Below are 25,750 nucleotides of genomic sequence, written 5' to 3' on the forward strand. Positions count from 1 at the left end.
GCCGAGACGAGGATTGACGCGACTACCGGTCTCACAGCTTTTATTTCGGTTCCGGTCGACTTCACAGTTCCAACTGGCTCTGCGTTCGTAGTTGATGGCGAGGACGAGCTACACAGCGGGAGGACGGCGATCACACCCGGACTCGATAGACGGCGCTTGCGGGCGTCTACCTCCAGAATTTCGATGATTAGCTCCGTCTGAGAATTTTTACTATTATCCCGAGTAAATGAATATCAATCGTTAAGTACGATGGGTTCGATATTTTTCATGCATGTCACGCGATAGCCAGTCTGATGATAGCCGACTCAGTCGGCGCCAGTACGTCGCCGGCGCGGGAGCGCTCGCGACGATGGGGCTCGCCGGCTGTTCCGGCGGCGGTGGTTCCGACGACGGTGGCGACGGCAGTACTACTGAAGCGGGTGGCGACGGCGGCGACAGCGGTACCAGTGAAGACGGCGGCGACGGCGGTAATAGCGCCCCGGTCGAGGTGCTTCACGGCTGGACCGGCGGCGACGGCGCCGCGGCGGCCGAAGCGCTCGAAGAGGCGTTCAACGAGGCCTACCCCGACGTCGGCCTCGACATGAACCCCATCGGCGGCGGCGGGAATCAGAACCTCGACGCGGTCGTGGCGAACCGGCTCCAGAGCGACGACCCGCCGGGCTCGTTCGCCAACTGGCCGGGCCCGAACCTCCTCCGCTACGAGGGCGTCCTCGGCAGCGTCGACGACGTCTGGGAGGAGAACAACTTCGAGGAAGTCATGATCGACGAGGCGGTCGAACTCCACAAGCAGGGCGGCAGTTACCGGGCCGTCCCGCTGGGTTCCCACCGCCTGAACTGCCTGTTCTACAACGTCTCGGTCGTCGAAGAGGCCGGCATCGACGTCGAGTCCCTGAACAGCCCCTCGGCGCTCATCGACGCGTTCGAGACGGTGCAAAGCGAGACCGACGCGGTGCCGATGACTCACGCGATGTCCGGCACGTGGACGACGACGCAGCTGTGGGGCGCCGTGATGCTCGGCGTGAACGGCTACCAGCCGTACATGGACTTCCTCAACGGTGAGGCCTCCGAGAGCGCGGTTCGTTCGGCGTTCGAGACGACCGCCGAGATGCTCGAAAACTACATCTCCGACGACGCGGCCTCGCTCAACCTCACCTCGTCGAACCAGAACATCATCAACGGCAACGCCGCGTTCATCCACCAGGGCAACTGGGCGGCCGGCGCGTTCCGGAACGCCGAGAACTTCGACTACGGCGAAGACTGGGGCTTCAAGACGTTCCCCGGCACGGAGGGGATGTACACGCTCCACATGGACTCGTTCCTCTACCCGGCCGACAACCCGACGCCGGAGGCGTCGAAGGCCTGGTCGGCGTTCGTCGGCAGCCCCGAGGCGCAGATTGCGTTCAACCAGTACAAGGGCTCGATCCCGACGCGGACCGACGTGAGCATGGACGAGTTCGGCCCGTACCTCCAGGAGACCGCCGAGGACTTCGCCAACGCGGAGTACCGTCCGCCGAACCTCCAGCACGGCCTCGGCGTCCCCTCCGAGACGATGACGGCGCTCAACGAAGTCATCTCCTCGGAGTTCACCGGACCGTACAACGTCGATGCCGCGACGCAGGGGTTCCTGGACGCGGTCTCGAACTGAACCCTAAGAAATGTCAAATTTTTATCAACGAGTGCGCCGCGCGATCACCCCCAGCTCTGGCGACGAGCAGCGGGTCGACGGTGACGAAGGCGAGCGCGACGAGGTCCGCACCGACGGTGGCGTCGTGAACGAGGACTCCCGGAGTTCGGGGTCCGAGTCGGGCGTGTTGGACCGCCTCGCCTCGGGAATCGACGGGCGGTTCGGGAGCGACTTCCTCGAATCGTCGATCTTCTGGGTCCCGCCGTTCCTGCTGATGGGGCTTTTCGTCTACGGCGCGGTCATCTGGAACTTCCTCATCTCGCTGACCGACTACCAGCGGTTCGCGAACGCGCCGGACTACTCGAACCTCGACTTCGAGATGTACACGCGGGCGCTCGCGGACTCGGGGTTCATCGACGCCGCGGTCAACACGTTCATACTGCTCGTCGCGTTCACGGTCGGGACGCTCGCGGTCGGTCTCGTACTAGCGATTCTGATCGACCGCGGAATCCGGTTCGAGAACTCGTTCCGGACGATCTACCTGCTGCCGATGAGCCTCTCGTTCGTCGTGACGGCTCAGTTCTGGCTGTGGATCTACAACTTCAACAACGGGATTGCCAACCGCGTCATCGGCGTCTTCGGACTCGGCCCGATTAGCTGGCTCGGCAATCAGGACATCGTCCTCTGGGCCGTCATCTTCGCGCTGATGTGGCAGTTCTCCGGGTACGCGATGGTCGTGTACCTCGCGGGGCTCCGCGCGATTCCCGACGAGCACTACGAGGCGGCGAAGGTCGACGGCGCGTCGACGCTGAAGATGTACTGGCGGGTCATCATCCCGCAGTTGAAGGGCGCGACGATAAGCGCCGCCGTCGTGTTGATGGTGTTCGGCATGAAGGCGTTCGACTTCCTCTACTCTCTGGTCGGCGGTTACCGGCCGCCGAACGGTGCCGACATCCTGGCCACGAAGATGGTCCGCGAGGCGTATGCGAACCTCAACTGGGCGTACGGCGCGGCGATCGCAATCGTCCTCTTTGCGATGGCGCTCGGCGTCATCGGCCCGTACCTCGTCTACGAATACCGGAGGAACAACCTATGAAAGACGACACGCTTCGAACGGACGGCGGAACTGCGACGATCACGACCCGGCTGCGCCGGAACGTCGGTCAGATGACGATCGAGGACGCCGGCCTGTACGTCGTCCTGCTGTTGGCGGCGGGGTTTTATCTCGTCCCAATCGAGTCCGGCTTGGTCACGTCGGTCAAGACCGGGACCGCTATCGTCCAGACCGCGCCGTTCGCCCCGCCCGGACCGTCCGGGTTCACACTGGCGAAGTGGCAGACCGCGGTCGAAGCCCTACTGCGCGGGATGGGAAACAGCATGCTGTACGCCGTGCCCGCGACGATCATCTCGGCGTTCGTCGGGAGCATCACCGCGTACGGGCTGACGATTCCGGACTGGAAGCAGTCGTACAAGGCGCTGGTGCTGGCGCTCATCATCGCGGGGATCTTCATCCCGTACCAGGCCGTGCTAGTGCCGCTGACGCAGTTCTGGTCGCAGTGGGCTCAGCTCACCGACCTGCTTTCGTTCGTCTGGGCGCTCGGCATCCCGAACGACTACGTCGGCATCGTCGAACTCGTGGTGACCCACGTCGCCTACGGGATTCCGATCTGTACGCTGCTGTTCCGGACGTACTACAAGACGATGAGCGAGGAGATGATCGAGTCCGCGCGCCTCGACGGGGCGACGCTCCGGCGGGTGTACCGACGCATCGTCTTCCCGCTTTCGGGGCCGATGTTCGCCGTGGTCCTCATCTACCAGTTCACCCAGATCTGGAACGACCTCCTGTTCACGCTGGTGCTCGTCTCGACGGAGTCGAGTCCCGCGGCCCCCGTCGTGTTGATCCTCGCGGGGCTCGGCACCTCGATGGAGGGACAGGACTTCGCGCTCCGGATGGCCGGGGCGTTCTTCGCGGCGCTCCCGACGCTCGCGGTGTACATCTTCTTCGGCGACGAGTTCGCCGAGGGGGTGGCCGCGTGACGCGTCGGCACTGCGACGTGACCGCCGTCGAGGCCGTCTCGCACGGCGACCGCGGCCGCCGGAGGCGCTCGTCGCGGCGCGGAACCGACAGCTCACCAACGATACCTACTCAGAGATATGGCAACGCTTGAACTCGATTCGATAACGAAGACGTTCCGGGACGGCGACGAGGAAATCGTCGCTGTCGACGACATCTCGATGTCCATCGACGACGGGGAGTTCCTCGTCGTCGTCGGTCCGTCGGGCTGTGGGAAGTCGACGACGCTCCGGATGATCGCGGGATTGGAGTCGATTACGTCGGGCACGATTTCGCTCGGCGACCGCGTCATCAACGACGTCCCCTCTCAGGAGCGCGACATCGCGATGGTGTTCCAGTCGTACGCGCTGTACCCGCACATGACCGTCCGTCAGAACATGTCGTTCGGACTGGAGGAGTCGACGGACCTCCCGGACGACGAAATCGGCCGGATGGTCTCGGAGACGGCCGACCTGCTCGACATCCCGAGCCTGCTGGACCGGAAGCCGAGCGACCTCTCGGGCGGCCAACAGCAGCGCGTCGCGCTCGGCCGCGCCATCGTGCGCGACCCCGAGGTGTTCCTGATGGACGAACCGCTCAGCAACCTGGACGCGAAGCTCCGCGCGCAGATGCGGACGGAGCTCCAGCGACTGCAGGACGACCTCGGCGTCACGACCGTCTACGTCACCCACGACCAGACGGAGGCGATGACGATGGGCGACCGAATCGCCATCCTCGACGGCGGGGAACTCCAGCAGATTGCGACGCCGCTTGAGTGTTACCACGAGCCCGCAAACCAGTTCGTCGCGAGCTTCCTCGGCGAGCCGTCGATGAACTTCTTCGACGTGACGCTCGAAGGCGACCGCCTGGTCGGGGACTCCTTCGAGTACCCGGTCGGCGCTGAGATACGCGACGACGTCGGCGACGCGACCGACCTCGTCCTCGGGATTCGACCCGAGTCAGTCGAACTCGTCGACGCCGCGAGCGGCGACCACGACTTCGAGATGGCGGTCGACGTCGTCGAACCGATGGGCGACGAGAACACGCTGTACCTGTATTTCGACCCCGACGCGGACCCCGAGACCGCAGGGACGCTGGTTGCGACCACGGACGGCCTCACGCGCATCAGTCCGGGCGAGACGGTCGTCGCGCAGATTCCGGAGGAGGCGATTCACCTCTTCGACCGGAAGACGGGCGAGGCGCTCCACAATCGGTCGATGGAGGAAGCCGCACAGCAGATCGACCTCGGCTGAGCGGACCGGCACTCCTTTTCCCGTCGTTCGGTCGCGCGCCGCTTCTCACCAGGGGTGAGTCCGGTCGACGCCTTCGGCGATGAGCGCCGCGGCGGCGACGTGGGCGTACGCGCACCAAGCGAGCGCCAGGAGGGCGGCGACGCTCCGCGCGATCGTCGCCGCGAGCGCGCTCCACGAGAGGACGACGAGGACGGCCCCGCCCACCCACGCGAGGAAGTACGTGCCCGAGGCCGCTCCGCGAAGGGCGTCTCGCCGAAGCCCGGAGCGGAGTCCCTCGCGGACGCTCACGGCGGTCGCGACAGGCAGGAGATACGCGCAGACGACCGTGACGAGCAGCGCCACGGTGGCGAGCATCGCCGTCGTCACGCCGCTCAGCACGGCCGGAACCGTGCCGGTCGCGGTCACGTAGCCGACGGCGACGACAGTGACCGCGGCCGGGAGGAGGTAGACGGCGGCGACGCCGACCACTCGCCCGGCGAGTCTGAGCGTCTCGGTCGTCGCCAACGGGGGAAAGCCGTCGCCGGCGAGCACGCCGCCGAGGAGGCCGAAGAAGGCGAGAAGCGGGGCGACGGCGAGCAGCGCCGGAGCCAGAAGCGTGAGGTCGGGCCAGAGTCGCGCCGCGAGGCGGAAGAGCGTCCCGGCGAGAAGGAGCGCGACGAGGCACGTCGCGGTGCCGTCCACTCGCGTGCGGTCCGCAAACGGGTACCGGAGGGCGTCGACGAACACGTCACGCTCCCCGCGTGCGGTCGGAGACGCCGCGCGTCGGCGAGTCGTCGGCCGCGCTGGTCACTGATCGGAACACGGCTGTTCGCTCGACGGCACCGCGCAAAAGGGTGTTGATAGCACGACTAGTCGGCCCCGAGCGGGGGAACACACGATACGTTTACGACCGAATCGGATTCGAGAAACCGCGACCTCGTCCGCGTCGACCGCGGGGTCGAAAATAATATACTGAATCTGGTAGGTGATTCGGTGAGACCGGAATATCTCAGCCGAACCGTTCGTCCCCATGCGCCTGCTTAGCACGTTCTATTCGCCGCTTTAGAAGCAATTGGCGAGATTCACGAAACGAGATTTTAGGCGACACGAAAAATTGTTCGTTCTCGGATAAGTATTAAGTGTCCCCAGCCCCAACTACCAGTCGAGATGAGCACACAGAAGTCAGTCCTCAAGGAAGCAGGCAGCGTCGGCGACAACCCGGTTCGTCTCGACACCGAGAAGGCCGAACAGATCATCGAAGCGCTGAACACCGACCTCGCGGACGCGTACGTCCTCTACCACCAGCTCCACAAGCACCACTGGAACGTCGAGGGTGCCGAACACCTCCGCCTCCACGAGTTCCTTCAGGAGGCCTACGAGGAAGTCGAGGAGGCCGCGGACGAAATCGCAGAGCGCCTCCAGTCCATCGGCGGCGTCCCCCACGCCAGCATGCCCGCGCTGAGCGAGGCCGCGACCGTCGAACCCGAGGACGAGGACGTCTACGACATCCGCACGTCGCTCGAAAACGACCTCGAAATGTACGGCGACATCATCGAGAGCTACCGCGAGCACATCGAACTCGCCGCGGGTCTCGGCGACCACGCGACGGCGCACATGCTCCGCGAGCAACTCATCGAAATCGAAGAACACGCCCACGTCATCGACCACTACCTCGAAGACGACACGCTCGTTCAGTAAGCGTCGCCGCCGACGCGTCGGAGGACGCGGTTCCCGTTCCGACGGCCGACCCTTTTCTCGCGAACGCTCCCGCGACGCGTAGCGACTGGACTCGCCGCGCTCGCATCCCGAGCGCCCCCCGAACAGGACGGGACCGCGTCACGCCGGGCGTTATCGCGTCACGTCGATGGTCACGTCGCTCGAAATCCAACCGTCGCTGTTGCCCGACTCCATGAACACCGACTTCCCCGGCCCGCCCTTGCAGACGGATATCTCGGGGGAGTCGGGTCGGTCGGGCTCCGACGCGGATTCAGAGTTCGACTGCGTACCAGCGGCCATTGCGAGACTTTAGGGAAACCTAAAACAAAAAGGGTGCGGTTCTGATTCGGCGCTTGCCGTGCTAATTGTTGACAAACCACAGATTCGGTGTCGGTCCGTGTCGAGCCGTTCACCTCGCGGGCGTGTCGGGCGACGACTGCGACCTCGTCTCGGTGCTCCCGTCCGCCTCGTCGTGGTCGGCCTCGCCGCGGAGCAGCGTCGCCGCGAGGCGCTCGGCGACTGTCCGGCTGACGTTTCCGACGAGTTGCATCGCCTCGTCTTCGTGGTCGTCGAGGCCGAGCACGTCCCGGCAGAACCGCGAGAGGGTCCGGTAGGTGTCGTAGAGGTCCGCGGCGGCGTCGCGGCCCTCAGCCGTGAGCGTCGCGCCCTCGTACGGCTCGTAGTCCACGAGCCCCTTGGCGTCGAGGTTCTGGAGGCGCTCCGTCGCCGCGGGCGGCGAGCGGTCGAGCGCGTCGGCGACGTATCCCGGCGAAATCGGCGCTTCCTCGCCGCCCTCCCGCTCGGCGATGTACAGGGTGAGGAGGTACTGCGGCGCGCCGATCATACGCGGCGGACGAGGTGGTCGCGGACGGCTCGCTGACAGTCCGCGCAGACGCCGCTCGTGCGGACCGCGGCCGTCAGGACCGGGTAGTCGGTCGCGCGGTCCTCGTAGAGGTACGCCGCGAGATGTCGGTGGTCGACTTCGACCGCCGCGGTTTGGTGGGTCGCCCCGTCGAGACGCCGCTGTCGCTCGCGGACCAGTCTGTCGCACGCCTCGCGGTGGTCGGCGAGCGTCTCGTGACGCCGCCGGAGGGCGTCGAACCCCAGCGCCGAAAGCGGCGTCTCGTCCGCCCGGGTCAGCCAGTCTTCGCACTCGTCCAGCACGGCGAGCGCCGCCCGGAGCGACCGCTCCTCGCCGTCGAGCGCCCGCCGCATCCCGTCGAGGCCGCGCTTCCGGTCCGTCGCCGCCGACACGACCGCCTCCTTGACCGCCGGCGTGAACCGCCCTCCCGTGTCGGAATCGAGCGCCGCCGCGACCTCCGGCCCGAACTCCTCGCGAATCGTCACCGAGAGCGGTTCGGACTCGTCCCCGTCGGCGACGCTGTGGGCGCGTATCGTCTCCGCGAACAGTTCGCGGACCCGTCGCCGTCCCGCGCCGGCGTCGGCGTTTCGCCGGGTCGGCGTCGGCGTCGATGTCGTCCCGCACGCGGTCGCTCGCGCGGTGTCCGCCGGCGGGCGCGCCGACTGTGCGGCGAGCTTTCGCACGCGCCGCTCGAACCGCTCGACGGCCCGCCGCTTCGCCAGCACCTGCTCGCGCTCGCGCTCGACGCGGCCCAGCGCGTCTCGGACGCCCGCGGCCTCGTCACCAGCCACGTCCGCGCCCCGTCTGTCCGGCGCGCCCGACCCGGTGGTCTCGCCGCCGAGACAATCGCGCATGTTCAACACGCACCCGCGGCGGTTCCGCCGCCGCACGCGAGCGCGCCGCGTCGGTTCGGTCCCGACGACCGTTGGGACTCCTTGTCGGCCATATTCTTTAGGGCGGCCTAAAACAACATAGTGTCTTCGGTTTTTAGGCTATCCTAAAGAGTGGTCGCACGGTGGCAGACGGGGCACCGACCGCGTCGCCACGGTCGGTTCGCGGCGGTGCAGTCGGGGCCGGACGCCGGCGGTCGGGCGGTCACTCCTCGGTCGCGTCCGGGCGGGTTCCCTTCGGGACGCCCCAGCCGAGTTCAGTGAGCGACGCCACGCAGACCGCCGCGACGACGACGTGCATTACCATCAGCACGACCACGCCCGGCACCGTCGCGCCGGGGTCGGCGTACAGGAGTCCGATGTCGGGGAGGAACGACGCCACGAGCACCGCGCCGGCGACCCTGACGAACGTCCGGTCCGCGTCGGCGACGCGCCCCGTGAACAGCCCGTAGACGAGCGTCGCCCCGACCGCGCCGCCGGCCGAGAAGAGCACGACCGGCGGGTACGAAAGCGGCGCGAAGGGCTCTACGAGCCCCGTTTCGAGGACGAGCGTCAACAGGAGCGCGTTCGCGACGGCCGCGACCGCCGCGGTCGCAAGCCCGCGACGCGTGAGGTCCGTCCACGTCGGGCGGACCGCGGGTGTCACGGTTGCCATGCTAGTAAGTAGCACGCGCCGGGTGAAGAATCTACGCGTCTTCGGCGATTCGTGACGCTCCGTGAGTCCGACACGCGGGTCGAAACCGGTCGGGGCGTCGGCCCGACTCAGTTGCCCGGTTCACCTCCCCGATTCGGCCTGCCGACTGCCTCCCCGACTCAGTTCTCGGTCAGGAGGCGACGGAGCACGTAGTGGAGGATGCCGCCGTTTTCGACGTACGTCACCGCGGCGGGCGTCCCGACCTGCGCGGTCACGTCGAACTCGATTTCGGTCCCGTCGTCCCTCGTGGCGACGACGGTCAGTTCGTCGTTGACTTCGAGGCCGTCGTCGAGGCCGCGGATGTCGAACTGCTCGGAGCCGTCGAGGCCGAGCGATTCCCACGAGTCGCCGTCTTCGAACTGGAGCGGGAGGACGCCCATGCCGACGAGGTTGTCGCGGTAGATGCGCTCGTAGCTCTCGGCGATGGTGGCGCGAACGCCGAGGAGGTCCGTGCCCTTGGCCGCCCAGTCGCGGCTGGAGCCGGTCCCGAACTCGACGCCCGAGAGGACGACGAGCGGGGTCCCCTCCTCGCGGTAGCGCTGGCTCGCCTCGAAGACGGTCGTCTCCTCGCCCGTCGGGTGGTGAATCGTGTAGCCGCCCTCCACGTCGTTGAGCATCTGGTTCTCGATGCGGACGTTGGCGAACGTCCCGCGCATCATCACCTCGTGGTTCCCGCGGCGGGAGCCGTAAGTGTTGAAGTCCACGGGGTCGACGCCGTGGTCCATGAGCCACTGGCCGGCCGGGAGTTTCGACCCGAACGGCCCGGCGGGGCTGATGTGGTCGGTCGTCACCGTGTCGCCGAGCGTCAGGAGACAGCGGGCGTCCTCGATGTCGGAGACGCCGGGTTTCTCCAGCGGGAACTCCGTGAAGAACGGCGGCTCGCGGATGTAGGTCGACTCGTCGTCCCAGTCGTACACGTCGCCGGTCGGCGCTTCGAGCGCCTCCCAGCGCTCGTCGCCCTCGAACACCTCGGCGTACTTCTCGCGGAACATCGAGGGGTCGACGCTGTCGTGAATCGTCTCACGGACCTCGTCGGCGTCCGGCCAGATGTCCGCGAGGTAGACCGCGTTGCCGTCGTCGTCGGTTCCGAGCGGGTCGGTTTCGAGGTCGATGTCCATCCGCCCGGCGAGGCCGTAGGCGACGACGAGCGGCGGGCTGGCGAGGTAGTTCGCGCGAATCTTCGGGTGGATGCGCGCCTCGAAGTTGCGGTTGCCGCTGAGGACGCTCGTCGTCCACAGGCCGTGTTCGTCGATGGCGTTCTCGATGGGTTCGGGGAGCGGCCCGGCGTTGCCGATGCAGGTGGTACAGCCGTAGCCGACCACGTCGTAGCCGAGCGCTTCGAGGTGCGGGAGCAGGTCGGCCTTCTTCAGGTACTCCGTGACGACGCGACTCCCCGGCGCGAGGCTCGTCTTGACGTAGTCGGGCACGTCGAGGCCCTTCTCCAGCGCGTTGCGCGCGAGGAGGCCCGCGGCGACCATGACCGAGGGGTTCGAGGTGTTCGTACAGGACGTGATGGCGCTGACGACGACGCTCCCGTGGCCGATTTCGACCGTCTCGCCGTCGAGGTCGACCTCGACGCGCTTCGTCAGTTCGCCGAGGTCGGGCTCCTCGGGTGCCGCCTCGGGCGTCTCGGTCAGCGTCCCGCCGTCGCCCGCGAGTTCGCCGTCGCCGCCGTCGCCTCCCTCGCCGAGCCAGCGGACGATGGCCTCCTCGTCGACGTCGTCGACGACCTCCTCGAACTCGCCGTGGAGCAGTTTCCGGAAGTGCGTCTTCATGTCGCCCATCGGGACGCGGTCCTGTGGGCGCTTCGGCCCGGCGAGGCTCGGTTCGACCGCCGAGAGGTCCACGTCGACCGTCTCCGTGTACTCGGGGTGTTGCTCGCCGAAGAGGCCCTGCGCGTCGAGGTACTCGCGGACGAGTTCGATGTGTTCGGGCTCGCGGCCCGTGAGTTCGAGGTAGTCCAGCGTCGCCTCGTCGACCGGGAAGACGCTGATGGTCGACCCCTGTTCGGGGGCCATGTTGGAGATGGTCGCCCGGTCGGGGACCGAGAGGTTCCCCACGCCGGGGCCGAAGAACTCGACGAACCGGTCGACGACGCCGACCTCGCGGAGCTGTTCGGTGACGTGCAACACGAGGTCGGTCGCGGTCGCGCCCTCGGGGAGTTCGCCGTCGAGTCTGACGCCGACGACCTCGGGGAGTTTCATCGTGATGGGCTGGCCGAGCATCGCCGCCTCGGCCTCGATGCCGCCGACGCCCCAGCCGACGACGCCGATGCCGCCTATCATGGGCGTGTGGCTGTCGGTGCCGACGAGCGTGTCGGGGAGGAGCCAGCGGTCGCCGCGCCACTCGCGGTCGTGGACGACGCGCCCGAGGTGTTCGAGGTTCACCTGGTGGACGATGCCCGTCCCCGGCGGGACGACGCTGAAGTTGTCGAAGGCGTTCTGCGCCCACTTGAGCGCCTTGTAGCGCTCGGCGTTGCGCTCGTACTCCAACTCGACGTTCTTCTCGTAGGCGTCGGGCGAGCCGAAGAAGTCGACCTGCACGCTGTGGTCGATGACGAGGTCACACGGAACCTCGGGTTCGACGATTCTCGGGTCCTTGCCGGCGCGGTCGGCCGCCGACCGGAGCGCCGCGAGGTCGACGACCGCGGGCACGCCCGTCAGGTCCTGTAGCACCACGCGGGACGGCGTGAACGGGACTTCGACGTTCGGCACGTCCGGCTCCCACGAGGCGGCGTTTCGCACGTCCTCCTCGGTGACGATGTCGCCGTCGACGTTCCGAATCACCGACTCCAGCAGGATGCGGATGCTCACCGGCAGCCTGTCGAGTTCGCAGAGGCCCTGTTCTTCGAGAACGGTCAGGTCCGCCATCTTGTACGTGGTTCCGCCGTGTTCGAACTCACGGATGGCGTCCAGCGTATCTACGTCGCTCATCGTCGACCGTTAGGGTCTCCGCGGGCTTGAATGCGGGACTCGTTCTCACGTCGTCGGAATCGAGGCGAACGGAGGGGCAGAACGGTACCATCTACAGGGGGCCGCGGCTCACGGCGACCGCGGGTGGGACTTCCCCAGTTCGCCGGCGACGATGACGCCGCCGTGTTCGAGAAGCGCGTACGAACAGTCCCAACAGCTGTACCGCAGGTCGTGGCCGCGGGCGACGACCACGTCGGCGCGCTCGCCGCAGCGATAACAGGCACGGCGGCCCGCCGGGTGGATGACGCGCATCGCCCTCGGACTACTCCTCGGGGACGCCCGCGACGCCGACGAACTCGTTGACCTCGTCTTGGACGTACCGGCGGACGCGCTCGCAGTAGTCCCACAGGAGGTCGTTGAACTGCTCTCGCTCCGGCTCGGTCAGGCTCTCGCCGCCCCGGGACCACGACGCCGGAATCTCGGGGTGTCGGGTGCAGACGACCGAAATCGGGTGGTTCTTCGGATGTCCCATGACGACGGCGTACTCGTCCGTGCCCCAGAGCCCGTCGTCGCCGTCGCCCGCGAGTTCCGCGTCCACCTCGTCGAGAAGCTGTCGCTCCTCGGACGTGACGGCGGCGTCGTCCCCGGCGAACAGCTCGCGGTACGCCCGGTCGCGGGCCGTGTACGTCCACCCGTCGAGCCGCTCCCGCGCCCCTCGAAGGAGTCGTCTATCAGCTTCCATGCGTACCAAAAGGCGCGCCGAGGTGATAGGCGTAGGCCCGTTTCGCTCCGTCACCTCCCGTCCCGTCGATTCAGTCGAGCGACCGCGCCGCGGTCAGTTTCTCCCTGAGCCGGTCGGCGTCGACGCGGAACTTGAACGCGGGTCGGCCGTCGACGTAGACGTACGGCACGCGCTCGCCGTACGTCTCGCGGAGTTCGTCGTCGGCGTCGACGTTCACGAGGTCGATATCGACCGGGACGTCCGCCTCCTCGGCGACGTCGCGGACGGTCGCCTCCGCCTCGTCGCAGAGGTGGCACTCCGTGCGCGTGTAGATGACGATGGGGACGGCGTCGCTCATCGACGGATGTCGTCGCCGCGGCCTGTTGAGTCTTCTCGTCGGCGTCGTCCCCGGCGGCGGTTGTCCCGAACCGTCAGTCCTCGACGATGCCCGTGAACTCGTCGACCGGCATCACCGAGTAGTCGACGCTCAGGGTGTCGCGGGTCGCGCGAATCTTCCCGACGAACGTCGAGATGTCCGAGAGCTGTCCTTCGAGGACGAACAGCTCCATGCAGTAGTGGTTGCCGACGTGGTTGTGGAAGTTCGACTTCACGAGGCCCTCGTACTCGTGTCGCAGGCCCATCATCCGCTCTTCGACGGCGGTCGTCTCGTAGTCGAAGATGACGGTGACGACGGCCATCAGCTCGCGGTCTTCGAGCTTCTTGTCTTCGAACTCGCCGAGGAGGTTTCGGGCAGCCTCCCTGACGACCTCGCTTCGCCCCGTGTAGCCGTGCTCGCCGGCGAACGAGTCGATTCGTTCCAGAAGCTCCTCCGGCATGGAGACGCTGACGACGGTCATATATTAACTCCGATGGGTAATCCTATTAAAGATTCGTATCGCTCCCCGAATCGTCTTCGCTCGCGCCGCGACGGGGGAACGGTGCCTGATGTATCTGTTGGCCGACCCCGCCGCGGATATCGGTCGCCGATTCGCGTCGAAACCGCGGCTGACGGGGGTTTCGTCCGGGTGTTCTGCCGCCGTCGGCGTTTTCGATTCAGATACCGGAGGCGAACTGTTGATATAGGAGAAGCGACCAGTCACAAATCGATCGAATCCTCGTATGGCGACAACATCCGAACCCGGACTCTCCGAGACGCGAATTCACGAGGTACTGAGTAACGACCGCCGTCGGATGGCCATCGAGTTCCTCCAAGGCGGCGACCTGACCCTCCGAGAACTCTCGGAGCGCATCGCGGAAGCCGAGACCGGGGAGTCGCCGCCGCCGCGAAACATCCGACAGAGCGCCTACGTCTCGCTGCAACAGACCCACATCCCGAAGCTCGCCGAGCTCGACATCGTGACCTACGACGAGGAGTCGAAGGTCGTCTCGCTGGCCGAGGCCGGCGACGTGACGGTCTACATGGAAGTGGTCCCCGAGGGCGAACTCTCGTGGAGCGAGTACTACGCCGCCCTCGCCGCGCTCGGTATCGTCCTCATGATCGCCGTCGTCGTCGGCGTCCCCGTCGTCTCGAACGTCGGCGCGCCCGCCCTCGCCGCGCTCGTTTTCGCCGTCCTCGGCGGCTCGGCGGTCTACCAGCGTTGGTCACAGGAGCGCTGACGCGCTTCGTCGCCCCGCTTTTCTGTCGATTTCCCGTCCCCCGCCCTTCGCAACCGGCCGGACTCCCTTTCGACCGCTCGACGCTCGGAGACGACGGGGACGCCGACGCCCGCCGGCGTGACAGTTAGGTCGTCTCCGCCACGACTCGGCGTATGCACGACTCGGACGACCCGGACGGGCCGCCGACGGTCTGCGACGAGTGCGGCGCGAGACACTCGTTTCGGCGGCGGTACGTCACCGGCGGCGGCTGGCGAACCGTCTACCGGTGTTCCGAGTGCGGGTCCCGCGCGTCGAGCGACGCCGACGACGGCCCCGCGTGACCGAGCGAGTCGCGGCGGGAGTTGGCGGCGACCGCGGCGTCAGCAGTAGGTGTCGCGCATCGTCCGCGCGAACAGCCCCTCGCGGTCGAGCGCGATGGCGACGAGGACGAACTCCTCGTCGAGGGGGCGCAGGACGAACACCTCGCGGGGCGCGTCCGGCGCGTCGGTCTCGTCGTCGAGGCGGTCCAAAAGCGGGTCCAGCGGGACGACGCCGTCGCCGAACTCGTCGAACAGGTCGCGCGCGCCGGGCTGTTTCGCGAAGACGTAGAGCACGGCGTTCGGGTCGCCGTCGGTGCCGTAGGTGACGCGCGAGCCGATGGCCTCGCCGTCGCCGGTCGCCCGCCACGTCTCGCGGGCGGCCTCGAACAGCCCCGTCGCGGCCCCGACGAACCGAAAGCGGGTCCGGTCGCGGACCGTCACGGCCGCAAAGCGCGGGTCGCCGTCCTCCCAGCGCAGGGTGGCCTCGATTTCGTTGCCGGGTTCGAGCGCCGAGACGCGCTCGGCGAGGTCGCCGCCGTAGCCGGTCTGCGGCACGTAGGTCGGCGAGTAGGCGTCGTCGGCGTCGGTCTCGACGGCCGGGTCGGTCCAGTCGATACGCTCGTCGGGGAGTTCGAGCAAGAGGAGTTCGTCTCCGTCGCGCGGACTGCGATAAACCCGGAACCGGCCGGCCGTCGTGACCTCCATATCCGCGGCTACTGGGCGGACGGAAATACGCCTGCCGGTCGGCCGTCCGGTCGTCGGGACGCCCGTCGGCGTTACCGCGAGATGCCGTCGCCCTCGTCGGCGACGACGCGCTCGACGTCCTCGGGGTTGACGACGGCGATGTCGCCTTCGACCGTCCGCTTGAACGACGCCGTCGCCGAGGCCCACTCCAGCGACTCGGCCACGCTTCCCCCGCCGAGGTGCTTTGCGAGATAGCCGCCGACGAAGGCGTCGCCGGTGCCGATGGCGTCGTACGTCTCGGCCTCGTAGACGCCCTGTTCGAACACCGCGCCGTCGGACACCGCGAGCGACCCCGCCTCGCCGCGGGTGACGACGACAGTCTCGATGTCGTAGTCTTCGGCGAGTCCGCGGGCGACGGACTCGGCGTCGCCGTCGCGCCCGAGGACGGTCGCCGCGTCGCGCTCGGCGGCGAAAAGCAGGTCGATAGAACCGAGCAGGTCGCGGTAGGCCTCGGCGGCCTCGTCGGGCGACCAGAGCTTCGTCCGGTAGTTCAGGTCGAAGGCGGTCATCGTCCCGGCGTCCTGCGCCGCGTCGAGCACGTCGGCCGTGGTCTCGCGGAGCGTCTCGGAGAGCGCGGGCGTGATGCCGGTCGTGTAGCACACCTCGGCGTCGCGGACGGCGTCGAGGTCGAACTCGTCCGTCTCCAGCGTCGTCACGGCCGCGTCGGCGCGGTCGTAGACGACGTTCGTCGGGCGCGGGGCCGCCCCGTGTTCGAGGTAGTACACCCCCTGTCGGGAGTCGTCGGCCCAGACGACGCCGTCGGTGTCGACGCCGTGGCTCCGGAGTTCGCCGACGATTCGCCGGCCGAGCGGCGAGTCCGGGAGCTTCGAGCACCACGCGGCGTCCCGTCCGAGTCGGGCGACGGCGACGGCGACGTTGCTCTCCGCGCCGCCCGCCTGCACTTCGAGTTCGCGGGCGGTTTCGAGTCGCTCGCCACGCGGCGGCGACAGCCGAAGCATCGTCTCGCCGAAGGTCACGAATGCGGTCATGAGAGGCCGTTCGCGGGCGCGATATAAACCTCCGGCGTTGCCGTCGAACGAAGCGCCCGCGGTCGATTCGGCCGCCCTCCCGGCCGGGTCACGCGGAGGTCAACCGTCTGACGAGGTAGATGAACGCGATGGGGATGCTCAGGAACGGAACCGCCACGAGGTAGTACACGGGTGAGGGAACCCAGTCGCTCTCGCGGGCGAGGTCGAGTCGGTCGACGTGGAGCGCCAGCGGCCCGACGACCACGGCGGCCGCCGTCCCGTAGAGCCGAATCGCCTGCCCGACCGCGTCGGCCCACGGCGGCACGCTCGGCCCCGTCGCCGCGGTGAAGAGGTACGAGACGACGAGCACCAGCGGCCCGAAGCAGATGCCCAGAAAGACCAGCGGGTTCATCGCCTCCACCGTCTCGGTGCCCGGACTTGAATCCTCGCCGATGCTATCGCTTCCGAGAATCGGCGGCCGGGTCGCGGACAGCGGCGGGCAACGCGACCGACCCGCTCGGTTACTCCTCGCTTCGCCGCCCGCCGTGGCCGGGGTAGTCGCGCTCGAAGCGCGAGGCGATTTCGTCGCGGTCGAACTCGACGATGACCGGTCGGCCGTGGGGGCAGGCGTAGGGGTTCTCGCAGTCGTCGAGCGCCGCGAGCAGGTCGAGCACGGAGCCCTCCCGGAGCGACGTGTTGCCCGTAATCGAGGGGTAGCACGCGAGGTCGGACAGCAGTTCGTCGGCGACGGCGTCGACGGTCTTCCGGCCGCCGTCGACCTCCTCGCGGACGAACGCCGTCAGCGCGTCGCGGAGCAGTTCGGGGTCGAGCGCGGCGTCGAACACCGCCGGCACGGTCCGCACCGAGACGGTCCGCTCGCCGGTTCGCCCGGCGTGGAAGCCCACCTGCGCCAGCGCCTCGCGGTACTCCTCGAACAGCGCCGCCTCCCGCGCGGTGAGTTCGAGTTCGACCGACTCGGCCAGCGCCTGCGTCGGCGTGTCGCCCTCGACTTCGCCCTTCAGGCGCTCGTAGTTCACGCGCTCGTCGGCGGCGTGCTGGTCGACGAGGACCAGCCCCTCGTCGGTCTCGGCGACGATGTAGGTGTCCGCGAGTTGGCCGATGATTCGCATCGACGGCAGCGAGTCGAACTCGGGCGAGAGGTCCGCCTCCTCGCCCGAGAGGTCGCGCTGGGTCGTCGGCGCGGCGATGCGCGAGGGAGGGCTTCGGGACGCGTTTTCGTCCCCCTCCGACTCGGCCGACGACGCCGCGTCCGGCGTCGGTTCAGATTCGTCCCCGTCGTCGGTCGAAAGCGACGACTGGTCTGTCGTCTCCGGCCCCGGCGCGAGGTCGTACTCGCGGGGCGGCGTCGGCGGCGCGGACGACGGGTTCGAGGTCTGAGCGGGCGATTCGGCGGGCGTCTCGGTAGTCGAACCGGACGCGTCGCTGTCAGCCGAATTGTCGGAACCGACTCCCGCCCCCCGTTCAGTTGCAGGCGTGGTGTCCGGGTCGGCGTCGTCGGTCGCGGTCGCGTCCGAGTTCGCCCGAGCGCCCGACTCGCGGGCCGCTCGTGACTCCCGAGCCTCCCGCGCCGACTGCACGTCCCGCGCTGACGTGGGTTCCGCACCGCCCGATTCGCCGTCTGACGCCGACTCCCGGACTTCGTGGGGGTCCAGTTGCGCCGCGTCGTCGTCCGACGAACCGGGTTCGATAGCCGCCTCGTCGGCTTTCGACCGGCCCCGCGGGGCCGACGACCGGACGAGACCGTGGCTCAGGAGGGCGTCTTCGACCGCCTCGGTCACCTCGCGCTTGACGCCCGCCTCGTCGTTCCAGCGGACCTCCATCTTCCGCGGGTGGACGTTCACGTCCACGGCGTCGGGCGCGACGTCGACGAACAGCACCGCGAAGGGGTACCGGTCGGCGTCGAGTTGGCCGCCGTAGGCGTCGAGGACGGCCTCGCGGAGCACGCGGTCGGTGACGTAGCGGTCGTTGACGAACGTCGAGAGGTAGTCGCGGGCGCTCCGGGTCGTCTCGGGGTGGCTCACGAGCCCCGAGACGGAGACGCCGGGGGCGTCGTGTTCGACCGGGACCATCGACTCCGCGACCTCGCGGCCGTACACCGAGAGCACGGTCGATTGCAGGTCGCCGCGGCCCTCCGTGGCGAACACCTCGCGGTCGTCGTGTTCGAGCGAGACGGCCACGTCGGGGTTGGCGAGCGCGTAGTGGGTGACGACCGCGTTGACGTGGTCGAACTCGGTCGCCGTCGTCTTGAGGAACTTCCGGCGGGCGGGCGTGTTGTAAAACAGGTCGTCGACCTCGACGACGGTCCCCTCGGGACAGCCGGCGGGTCGAATCGACTCGACCTCGCCGCCCTCGTATTGCAACTCGGTTCCCACGTCGCCGCCGCGGGGCTTCGACCGGATGGTCAGCCGCGACACCGCGCCGATGGTGTGGAGCGCCTCGCCGCGGAAGCCGAGGGTGCCGACGCCGGCTTCGAGGTCCTCGATGTCGCCGATTTTGCTCGTCGTGTGCTCGCGGACGGCGAGTTCGAGGTCTTCCTCGCTCATGCCGACGCCGTCGTCGCGGATGCGAACGCCCTCCACGCCGCCGGCGTCGACGGCCACGGAGATGCGCGTCGCGTCCGCGTCGAGGCTGTTTTCGAACAGCTCCTTGACGACCGAGGCGGGTCGCTCGACCACCTCGCCGGCGGCGATGCGCTGGATGGTCTTCTCGTCGAGCTGTCTGATGTCGCTCACTTTCCGTCACCGCCGTCCAGCTTCGACTGCCACGCCTGCACCTTCGCCATCAGGTCCAGCGGCGACGTGTCGTTCACGTCTGTCGATTGCAGTTCGTCGAGAACGGCGTCCGCCTCCGGGTCCAGCGCGGCCTCGGCGTCCGCCTCCGTCTCGGCACTCGCGTCGGCGAGCGCACCGACCGACCCGTTTCCGGTCGCACCGTTCGCGGGCGCGCCGGAGCCCGACGAGTCGCCGCCGGAGCCGCCGGCCTCGGTGACGTTCATCTGCCCGCTTCCCACGTCGAAGACGGCCTGTACGGGCTCCGAACTGCCGGAGCCCTTCGCCTCGATGGCCTTCTCCTCGCGGAGTCGGTCGAGCACGTCGGCGGCGCGGTCGACGACCGGGCGCGGAACCCCCGCCAAATCGGCGACGTGAATCCCGTAGCTCCGGTCGGTCGGCCCGTCGACGACGGTTCTGAGGAACGTCACGTCGCCGTCGCGCTCGTCGGCCGCGACGTGGACGTTGGCGACGCGGTCGAGGTGGTCCGCGAGGGTCGTCAGTTCGTGGTAGTGCGTGGCGAACAGCGTCTTCGCGCGCACCTCGTTGTGCAGGTACTCGGTGGCCGCCCACGCGATGGAGATGCCGTCGTAGGTGGCGGTCCCGCGGCCCACCTCGTCGAGGATGACGAGCGAGTCCTCGGTCGCCGAGTGGAGGATGTTCGAGAGTTCCTGCATCTCCACCATGAACGTCGAGCGGCCCTGCGCGAGTTCGTCCAGCGCGCCGACGCGAGTGTAGATACCGTCGACGACGCCGACGGTCGCCGAGCGGGCGGGGACGAAACTGCCGACCTGCGCGAGGAGCGTGATGAGCGCCGCCTGCCGCATATACGTCGATTTGCCGGACATGTTCGGCCCGGTGACGATGAGGAAGCCGCGCTCGTCGTCCATGTGCAGGTCGTTCGGGACGAAGTCGGTCGTCGTCTCCACGACCGGGTGGCGACCGGCCTCGATGTCGAGCGCCCCGGCGTCTGTGAGTTCGGGGCGCGTCCAGCCGTTGCCGGCGGCGTGGGTGGCGAGCGACGCCAGCGCGTCGATTTCGGCGATGGTCCGGCCCACGTCCTGTAAGAGTTCGGCGTGCTGAGCAACGCGCTCGCGGAGGTCCTCGAACAGTTCGTATTCGAGGTCGCCGCGGGCCTCTTCGAGCCGGAGAATCTCGCGTTCCTTCTCCTCTAACTCCTCGGTGACGAAGCGCTTGGAGTTCTTGAGCGTCTTTATCTGCCGGTAGTGGTCGGGCACCTGGTCGGCGACCGACTTGCCGACCTGGATGTAGTAGCCGTCGGTCTTGTTTCGGTCGACGGTGACGTGCGAGAGGCCGTGGGCCCGCTTCTCGCGGTCGGCGAGCGTGTCGAGCCACGACTTCGCCGACTCGTGGCGCTCGATGAGGTCGTCGAGTTCGTCGTCGTAGCCTTTCTGGAACAACCCGCCCTGTGTGACCGTCTTCGGCGGGTCCTCGGCGAGCGCATCGGCGAGTTCCGCCCTGAGGTCGGCCGCGGCGTCTCGGTCGGGCCGCGCGACGACGTCCGCGAGCGGGGAGTCCGCGAGTTCGGTCCCCTCGATGGCGTCGGCGAGCGCGGGAAGCACAGAGAGGGTGTCGCGGACCGACAGCAGGTCGGACGCGCCGGCGCTCCCGGACGCCGACCGGGAGGCGAGCCGTTCGAGGTCGTACGCTCCGTCGAGCACCTCGCGGACGCGCTCGCGGGCGAGGGCGGCAGACGCGAGCGACTGGACGGCGTCGAGTCGGCGGGCGAGTTCGTCGCGGTCGCGCCGCGGGCGGGTCAGCCACTCGCGGAGGAGTCGGCCGCCGGGCGAGGTGACGGTGTGGTCTATCGTGTCGAACAGCGACCCCGAACGGTCGCCGTGCATCGTCTCGATGAGTTCGAGGTTGCGCTGGGTGGTCGCGTCGAGTTCGAGGAGGTCCGAAGGGTGGTAGACCTGCAGGCGCGTCATCGACCGGAGGACGCCCGCGCCCGTCTCCTCGACGTAGGCGAGGACGCCGCCGGCGGCCCGAGTCGCGAGGTCGGAGTCGAGGCCGACGCTATCGACCGTGGACGCGCCGAACTGCTCGCGGACGGCGTGGCGGGCGCGACCCGGCGCGAACGCCTCGGCGGAGAAAAGCGAGAAGGAGGCGTCGGTGGCCTCGCGCAGTCGCGAGAGCGTCTCGTCGTCGCCGCGCAGGTCCGGGCCGGGGAGGACCTCGACGGGGGCGAAGCGGTAGAGTTCGGCCGCGGCGTCGTCGACGGTCGCGGCCTCGGTGACGAGGAACTGGCCGGTCGTGATGTCGGCGAACGCGAGGCCGACGCCGTCGCCGCCGGTCACGACGGCCGCGAGGAACTGCGCGTCGGCGCGCGACGTTTCGAGGAGCGTCCCCGGCGTGACGACGCGCTTTACCTCCCGGCGGAGGTCGCCGGACTCGGTCTCGTACTGGTCGGCGACGGCGACCCGGTAGCCGCGCTCGACGAGCGCCTTGAGGTAGGGCGTCAGGTCGTTCAGCGGCACGCCCGCCATCGGGTACGACGACCCGTGCGAGGACTTCTGGGAGACCGTGAGGTCGAGTTCGCGGCCGACGGTCTCGGCGTCGTCGGCGAAGAACTCGTAGAAGTCGCCGCACTGCATGGCGAGCAGGTCGGCGTCGGTCTCCTCTTTCAGCGAGAGGAACTGTCCGACGATTCCCTGAGTAGTCATGTCCGCACGTGGGCGGGCCGGCGGATAAAACGCTACGATGCCCAGACCGTCGGGGGTGCGCGTGCCCCGGGTCCTGACCGCCCTGCTCGCCGACCCGACTACGGGTCGAATGGTACTACATCCATGTTTCGTGTTCGATATTGGACAATAATCCCAAAAATACAGCGTATGATAATCGGCGGCCCAAAATTATATACGGGAGCTGTCTCGGAAAATCTGTGACAGTCAGGTACGACAGACGAACGTTTCTCCGCACCGCCGCCGGCGCGGTGGGACTCGGCTCGCTGTCCGGGTGCGTGGGGACGTTCGGAACGGAGTCCGGGGAACCCGTTCGATTCGGGGCGATGTTGCCCGTCAGCGGGTCGCTGGAGCAGGTTGGAACGCACGGCAAGCGCGCCGCCGAGCAGGCGGTCGAGGACATCAACCGGGCGGGCGGCGTGCTCGGGCGACCGGTCGAACTGACCGCCGTGGACACGGAGGGGTCCGCGTCGGTCGCGACCGACGGCTACGCCTCGCTGGCCGACGCGGGCGTCGTCGGCTTCGTCGGCGGCCTCGTCAGCGACGTGTCGCTCGCGCTCGCGCCGAAGGCGGCGGCCGACGCCGTCATGGAGATGAGTCCGGCGAGCACGAACCCGCGGCTCTCGGACGCCGGGCGCGCCGACGGCCGGAAGTTCTTCGGCCGGACCGTCCCGAGCGACAGCCTGCAGGCGACCGCGATGGCGAAGATTCTCGACGCGCCGCAGTACGCCGACGCCGACCGAGTCGCCCTCCTCACCGTCGACGGAGCCTTCGGCTCCGACCTCGGAACCACGCTCGCCGACCAACTCGACGCGGAGGTCGTTACCGAGGTCAGCTACGACCCGAGCGCGGAGGGCTTCGGCGGCGTCGTCGACGAGGTGTTCGCCGACTCGCCCGACGCGGTCGGCTTCGTCAGCGTCCCCGGGCAGGAACGGGGCGTCCTCGACGCCTACGGCGCGTCCGACCACGAGGCCCCGTGGGTCTTCTCGGCGGGCCTGTTCGACGGCGAGATTCCGCCCTACTACGAGGGCTTCTACAGCGCCTCGCTGTCGTCGGTTCGAACGGACGGCTACTTCGACCTCTCCCAGCGGCTCTCCGACATCGCGCCGCTCCAGCCCTACGCGGCGAACGCCTACGACGCCTTGTTCCTCATGGCGACCGCGGCGGAGTACGCCGGCGAGGCGTCGGGTCCGGCCATCGCCGACGCCCTGCAGGTCGTCTCGGGCGGGACCGGCCACACTGTCTCCGTCGGCGAGTTCGACCGGGTTCGGACGCTCGTCGACGCCGGCCGCGAACTGAACTATCAGGGCGCGTCGAGCGGGGTCGACCTCACGGAGGCGCTCGAACCGCTGAGTTCGTACCTCGTCGAGCGGGTCCACGACGGCTCCGTCGAGCAGGTCGAGCTCCTCCAGCGCCAGTTCTTCGAGTCCGGAGGTGCGCAATGAACCCGTTCTCGCGGCTGACGAGCCTCCTCGAACGGGCGCTTCCGAACGTGATTCGCCGGCGCTACGCGGCGAAGTTCGGCGTCGTGCTCCTCCTCATCGCGCTCGTCATGGGCGGCGCGGGCGCGTACATCCACTTCGACACCAAGTCGGTCGTCGAGTCGCAGACCGAATCGCAGATTCGCGGCGCGGCGGCGACGGAGGCGAAGTCGGTCTCCGACTGGGTGACTTCGAAGGAGTCGACCGTCTCGTTCCTCGCCGAGTCGCTCGCCGACCAGCCGGCGGGCACCTCGGCGGCCGACCACCAGCGGTGGCTCGAAGGGAAGCTCATCCAGCTCTCCGGCGACGTTCGCTCGCTCCACTACGTCGACGCCGACACCGGGGCGGTCGTCGCCAGCACGACCGACAGCGCGACCGGCCAGTCGCTCGACTCGCTGTCCGCGCCGTGGGCCGACGACGCCGCGGCGCTGGCGTCGGGGCAGTCCGTGACCGTCTCCGAGCCCTACGAGTCCGGCGGCGAGCCGATCGTCGCGTTCGCCGCGCCCGTCTCCGGAGCCAACAGGGCAATCGTCCTGACGGCGTCGCTCGAAGCCGGCTCCCACCAGTTCGAGTCGCCCTACGCGACCGGTGACACCAAGGTCGTCACCGAGTCCGGGACCATCCTGTTCGACAACCGCAAGGCGTCCATCCTCGACCAGTACGCGGCCGCCGACGGCTCGTCAATCGAGGCCATCGACGCGGCGCTGTCCGGCCAGACCGGCTACGAGGTCGTCTCCGCCCGCACGGGCATGGAGTCCGGCGAGTACGCGATGGCGTACGCGCCCATCACCGGCACCGACTGGGTGCTCACCTACCACGTCCCGGCCGAACGGGCGTTCGCGCTCCAGTCGCAGGTGACGACGAACGTGATGCTCCTCGTCGCCTTCGCCGTCGGCGCGCTGTTCCTCGTCGGCGCGACCATGGGCCGCGGCACCGCGCGGTCCCTCTCGGTCGTCGCCCGCAACGCCGACGACATCGCCAGCGGCGAGGTGGACGGCGACCTCCCGAACACCGCCCGCATCGACGAGATGGGCCGGCTGTACGACTCCTTCGAGTCGATGCAGGCGTACCTGACGACCGTCGCCGGGCAGGCCGAGGCGCTCGCGGACAAGCGCTTCGACGACCCCGTCCTCGACGAGGACATCCCGGGTTCCTTCGGCGAGTCGATGGGCCGAACGCACACGGAACTGGAAGCCCTCATCACCGAACTCGAAGCGACGGCCGCCGAGTTCAGCCAGACGATGGCGGACGCCGCCGACGGCGACCTCACGCGCCGGATGTCGGAGGACGCCGACAACGACGCGATGAACGAGATGGCGCGGTCGTTCAACGACATGGCCGACGAGCTCGAAGCGACCGTCGCGGAGGTCGTCGAGTTCGCCGAGACCGTCGCCGCGGCCAGCCAGGAGGTCACCGCGAGTTCCCAGGAGATAGAGCGCGCCAGCCGGCAGGTCAGCGAGTCCACGCAGGTCATGGCCGAGGGCGCGCACGAACAGCGCGAGAACCTCCGGCAGACGACGAGCGAGACGAGCAACCTCTCTGCGACCATCGAGGAGGTCGCCTCCTCGGCGAGCGAGCTCGAAGAGACGGCCCAGCACACCCTCGAAGCGAGCGAGGACGGCCACGAGGCGGCCGCCAACGCCATCGACACCATCGAGACCGTCGAGACCCAGACCCGCCGGACGGTCGACCGCATCGAGGACCTCGAAGGCGACATGGCCGAAATCGGCGACATCGTCGAACTCATCACCGACATCGCGGAGCAGACGAACATCCTCGCGCTCAACGCGAACATCGAGGCCGCCCGCGCCGGGACGGCCGGCGAGGGCTTCTCGGTCGTCGCCAACGAGGTCAAGGAACTCGCCGGCGAGACCAAGGCCTCCGCCGAGGAAATCGAGGCGACCATCGAGGAGGTCCAAGCGAAGTCTGCGGCGTCCGTCTCCGAGATGCGCGAGACCCGCGACGCCGTCGACTCCGGCGTCGACGCGGTCCAGACCGCCCGCGACTCGCTGGACACCATCGTCGAGAACGTCCGGGAGACGACCGACGGCGTCGACGAAATCAGCCGGACCACCGACGAGCAGGCCGCCTCGACCGAGGAGGTCGCGTCGATGATGGACCGCGTGTCCGATATCAGCGACGAGACCGCCGAGCGAGCCGAGTCGGTCGCCGCCGCGGCCGAACAACAGACCGCCTCGCTCAGCGAGGTCTCCGACGGCGCGGACCGCCTCGCCACCCAGTCCGAGCGGCTGATGTCGCTCGTCTCCGAGTTCACCGTCGACCACGACGGCGCGGACCGCGACGGCGCGTTCACCGACTCCGACGCCGCTTCGGTCGCCGAACTCGACGCGCCGGCGACTGACGGCGGCCTCGACGGCGACGGCACCGACCGCACCGACGACGGCCGTTCCGACTGACTCGTCCCCGGTTTCGGCCCCCGCCGGTC

General features: G+C 68.5%; 24 protein-coding genes. 9 read left to right on the forward strand and 15 right to left on the reverse strand.

Annotated features, from left to right (window positions below; all coding sequences use genetic code 11):
* The first annotated feature begins 487 nt into the window (after positions 1–487).
* The 4 genes from NDI65_RS12075 (at position 488) to NDI65_RS12090 (ending at position 4,930) form a co-directional block, all read left to right on the forward strand.
* Positions 488–1,645 (forward strand): ABC transporter substrate-binding protein, encoded by a 1,158-nt coding sequence (locus NDI65_RS12075; RefSeq protein ID WP_089779946.1) that lies wholly within the window; start codon positions 488–490, stop codon positions 1,643–1,645.
* Between the two features lie 31 nt (positions 1,646–1,676).
* Positions 1,677–2,720, forward strand: coding sequence for a sugar ABC transporter permease (locus NDI65_RS12080; protein ID WP_089779373.1), 1,044 nt, complete (start codon positions 1,677–1,679; stop codon positions 2,718–2,720).
* Entirely contained in the window at positions 2,717–3,661 is a 945-nt protein-coding gene (locus NDI65_RS12085) for a carbohydrate ABC transporter permease (protein WP_310893686.1), read from the forward strand. Before NDI65_RS12080 ends, NDI65_RS12085 begins: the two co-directional genes overlap by 4 nt.
* Positions 3,662–3,778: 117 nt before the next feature.
* Positions 3,779–4,930, forward strand: coding sequence for an ABC transporter ATP-binding protein (locus NDI65_RS12090; protein WP_089779370.1), 1,152 nt, complete (start codon positions 3,779–3,781; stop codon positions 4,928–4,930).
* Between the two features lie 45 nt (positions 4,931–4,975).
* Here NDI65_RS12090 and NDI65_RS12095 read toward each other — a convergent pair whose 3' ends face one another.
* Entirely contained in the window at positions 4,976–5,656 is a 681-nt protein-coding gene (locus NDI65_RS12095; protein ID WP_310893687.1) for a hypothetical protein, read from the reverse strand.
* Positions 5,657–6,076: 420 nt separating this feature from the next.
* Here NDI65_RS12095 and dpsA point away from each other — a divergent pair, with 420 nt between their 5' ends.
* Positions 6,077–6,607: a DNA starvation/stationary phase protection protein DpsA gene (gene dpsA, locus NDI65_RS12100; protein WP_089779366.1), complete on the forward strand. Its 531-nt coding sequence runs from the start codon at positions 6,077–6,079 to the stop codon at positions 6,605–6,607.
* Between the two features lie 150 nt (positions 6,608–6,757).
* On the opposite strand, the gene NDI65_RS12105 is transcribed toward dpsA, so the two are convergent.
* The 9 genes from NDI65_RS12105 to NDI65_RS12145 all read right to left on the reverse strand — a co-directional run bounded on the left by NDI65_RS12105 (position 6,758) and on the right by NDI65_RS12145 (position 13,561).
* The gene (locus tag NDI65_RS12105; RefSeq protein WP_004970437.1) at positions 6,758–6,925 is read right to left on the reverse strand and encodes a hypothetical protein; all 168 of its coding nucleotides are present in this window, start codon (positions 6,923–6,925) and stop codon (positions 6,758–6,760) included.
* A 109-nt stretch (positions 6,926–7,034) separates the two neighbouring features.
* Positions 7,035–7,469, reverse strand: a complete 435-nt coding sequence (locus NDI65_RS12110; RefSeq protein ID WP_089779364.1) for a metal-dependent transcriptional regulator — start codon at positions 7,467–7,469, stop codon at positions 7,035–7,037.
* Positions 7,466–8,278: a hypothetical protein gene (locus NDI65_RS12115; protein ID WP_089779944.1), complete on the reverse strand. Its 813-nt coding sequence runs from the start codon at positions 8,276–8,278 to the stop codon at positions 7,466–7,468. The genes NDI65_RS12110 and NDI65_RS12115 overlap by 4 nt, the downstream gene beginning before the upstream one ends.
* Positions 8,279–8,582: 304 nt before the next feature.
* Positions 8,583–9,032, reverse strand: coding sequence for a DUF6069 family protein (locus tag NDI65_RS12120; RefSeq protein ID WP_089779363.1), 450 nt, complete (start codon positions 9,030–9,032; stop codon positions 8,583–8,585).
* Positions 9,033–9,190: 158 nt separating this feature from the next.
* Complete coding sequence (locus NDI65_RS12125) at positions 9,191–12,004, reverse strand: aconitate hydratase (RefSeq protein ID WP_089779361.1); 2,814 nt, start codon at positions 12,002–12,004, stop codon at positions 9,191–9,193.
* Between the two features lie 108 nt (positions 12,005–12,112).
* Positions 12,113–12,295 carry a hypothetical protein gene (locus tag NDI65_RS12130; RefSeq protein WP_089779359.1) on the reverse strand — a complete coding sequence of 61 codons (183 nt, stop codon included), beginning with the start codon at positions 12,293–12,295 and terminating at the stop codon, positions 12,113–12,115.
* A 10-nt stretch (positions 12,296–12,305) separates the two neighbouring features.
* Positions 12,306–12,725 carry a hypothetical protein gene (locus NDI65_RS12135; RefSeq protein ID WP_089779357.1) on the reverse strand — a complete coding sequence of 140 codons (420 nt, stop codon included), beginning with the start codon at positions 12,723–12,725 and terminating at the stop codon, positions 12,306–12,308.
* Between the two features lie 70 nt (positions 12,726–12,795).
* Complete coding sequence (locus NDI65_RS12140; RefSeq protein WP_089779354.1) at positions 12,796–13,062, reverse strand: glutaredoxin family protein; 267 nt, start codon at positions 13,060–13,062, stop codon at positions 12,796–12,798.
* 73 nt (positions 13,063–13,135) lie between these two features.
* Positions 13,136–13,561, reverse strand: a complete 426-nt coding sequence (locus NDI65_RS12145; RefSeq protein ID WP_004970423.1) for a CopG family ribbon-helix-helix protein — start codon at positions 13,559–13,561, stop codon at positions 13,136–13,138.
* Positions 13,562–13,823: 262 nt separating this feature from the next.
* On the opposite strand from NDI65_RS12145, the gene NDI65_RS12150 reads away from it, so the two are divergent.
* Complete coding sequence (locus tag NDI65_RS12150) at positions 13,824–14,321, forward strand: hypothetical protein (protein ID WP_042665845.1); 498 nt, start codon at positions 13,824–13,826, stop codon at positions 14,319–14,321.
* Positions 14,322–14,473: 152 nt separating this feature from the next.
* Positions 14,474–14,641 (forward strand): hypothetical protein, encoded by a 168-nt coding sequence (locus NDI65_RS12155; RefSeq protein ID WP_167344134.1) that lies wholly within the window; start codon positions 14,474–14,476, stop codon positions 14,639–14,641.
* A 39-nt stretch (positions 14,642–14,680) separates the two neighbouring features.
* On the opposite strand, the gene NDI65_RS12160 is transcribed toward NDI65_RS12155, so the two are convergent.
* The 5 genes from NDI65_RS12160 to mutS all read right to left on the reverse strand — a co-directional run bounded on the left by NDI65_RS12160 (position 14,681) and on the right by mutS (position 21,805).
* Positions 14,681–15,325, reverse strand: a complete 645-nt coding sequence (locus tag NDI65_RS12160) for a DUF6663 family protein (protein ID WP_089779352.1) — start codon at positions 15,323–15,325, stop codon at positions 14,681–14,683.
* 71 nt (positions 15,326–15,396) lie between these two features.
* Positions 15,397–16,353 carry a bifunctional 2-dehydro-3-deoxygluconokinase/2-dehydro-3-deoxygalactonokinase gene (gene kdgK1, locus NDI65_RS12165; RefSeq protein WP_089779349.1) on the reverse strand — a complete coding sequence of 319 codons (957 nt, stop codon included), beginning with the start codon at positions 16,351–16,353 and terminating at the stop codon, positions 15,397–15,399.
* A gap of 88 nt (positions 16,354–16,441) precedes the next feature.
* Positions 16,442–16,744 carry a hypothetical protein gene (locus NDI65_RS12170; RefSeq protein ID WP_042665842.1) on the reverse strand — a complete coding sequence of 101 codons (303 nt, stop codon included), beginning with the start codon at positions 16,742–16,744 and terminating at the stop codon, positions 16,442–16,444.
* A 109-nt stretch (positions 16,745–16,853) separates the two neighbouring features.
* Positions 16,854–19,085 (reverse strand): DNA mismatch repair endonuclease MutL, encoded by a 2,232-nt coding sequence (mutL, locus tag NDI65_RS12175; RefSeq protein ID WP_310893688.1) that lies wholly within the window; start codon positions 19,083–19,085, stop codon positions 16,854–16,856.
* Positions 19,082–21,805 carry a DNA mismatch repair protein MutS gene (gene mutS / locus NDI65_RS12180; protein ID WP_310893689.1) on the reverse strand — a complete coding sequence of 908 codons (2,724 nt, stop codon included), beginning with the start codon at positions 21,803–21,805 and terminating at the stop codon, positions 19,082–19,084. The genes mutL and mutS overlap by 4 nt, the downstream gene beginning before the upstream one ends.
* Before the next feature lie 296 nt (positions 21,806–22,101).
* On the opposite strand from mutS, the gene NDI65_RS12185 reads away from it, so the two are divergent.
* Both NDI65_RS12185 and NDI65_RS12190 read left to right on the forward strand, forming a co-directional pair.
* Positions 22,102–23,268, forward strand: coding sequence for an ABC transporter substrate-binding protein (locus tag NDI65_RS12185; protein ID WP_264371811.1), 1,167 nt, complete (start codon positions 22,102–22,104; stop codon positions 23,266–23,268).
* Positions 23,265–25,721, forward strand: a complete 2,457-nt coding sequence (locus tag NDI65_RS12190) for a methyl-accepting chemotaxis protein (protein WP_310893690.1) — start codon at positions 23,265–23,267, stop codon at positions 25,719–25,721. The genes NDI65_RS12185 and NDI65_RS12190 overlap by 4 nt, the downstream gene beginning before the upstream one ends.
* The last annotated feature ends 29 nt before the right edge of the window (positions 25,722–25,750 follow it).

Source organism: Haloferax sp. S2CR25 (genome assembly GCF_031624535.1).
GTDB lineage: Archaea > Halobacteriota > Halobacteria > Halobacteriales > Haloferacaceae > Haloferax > Haloferax massiliensis.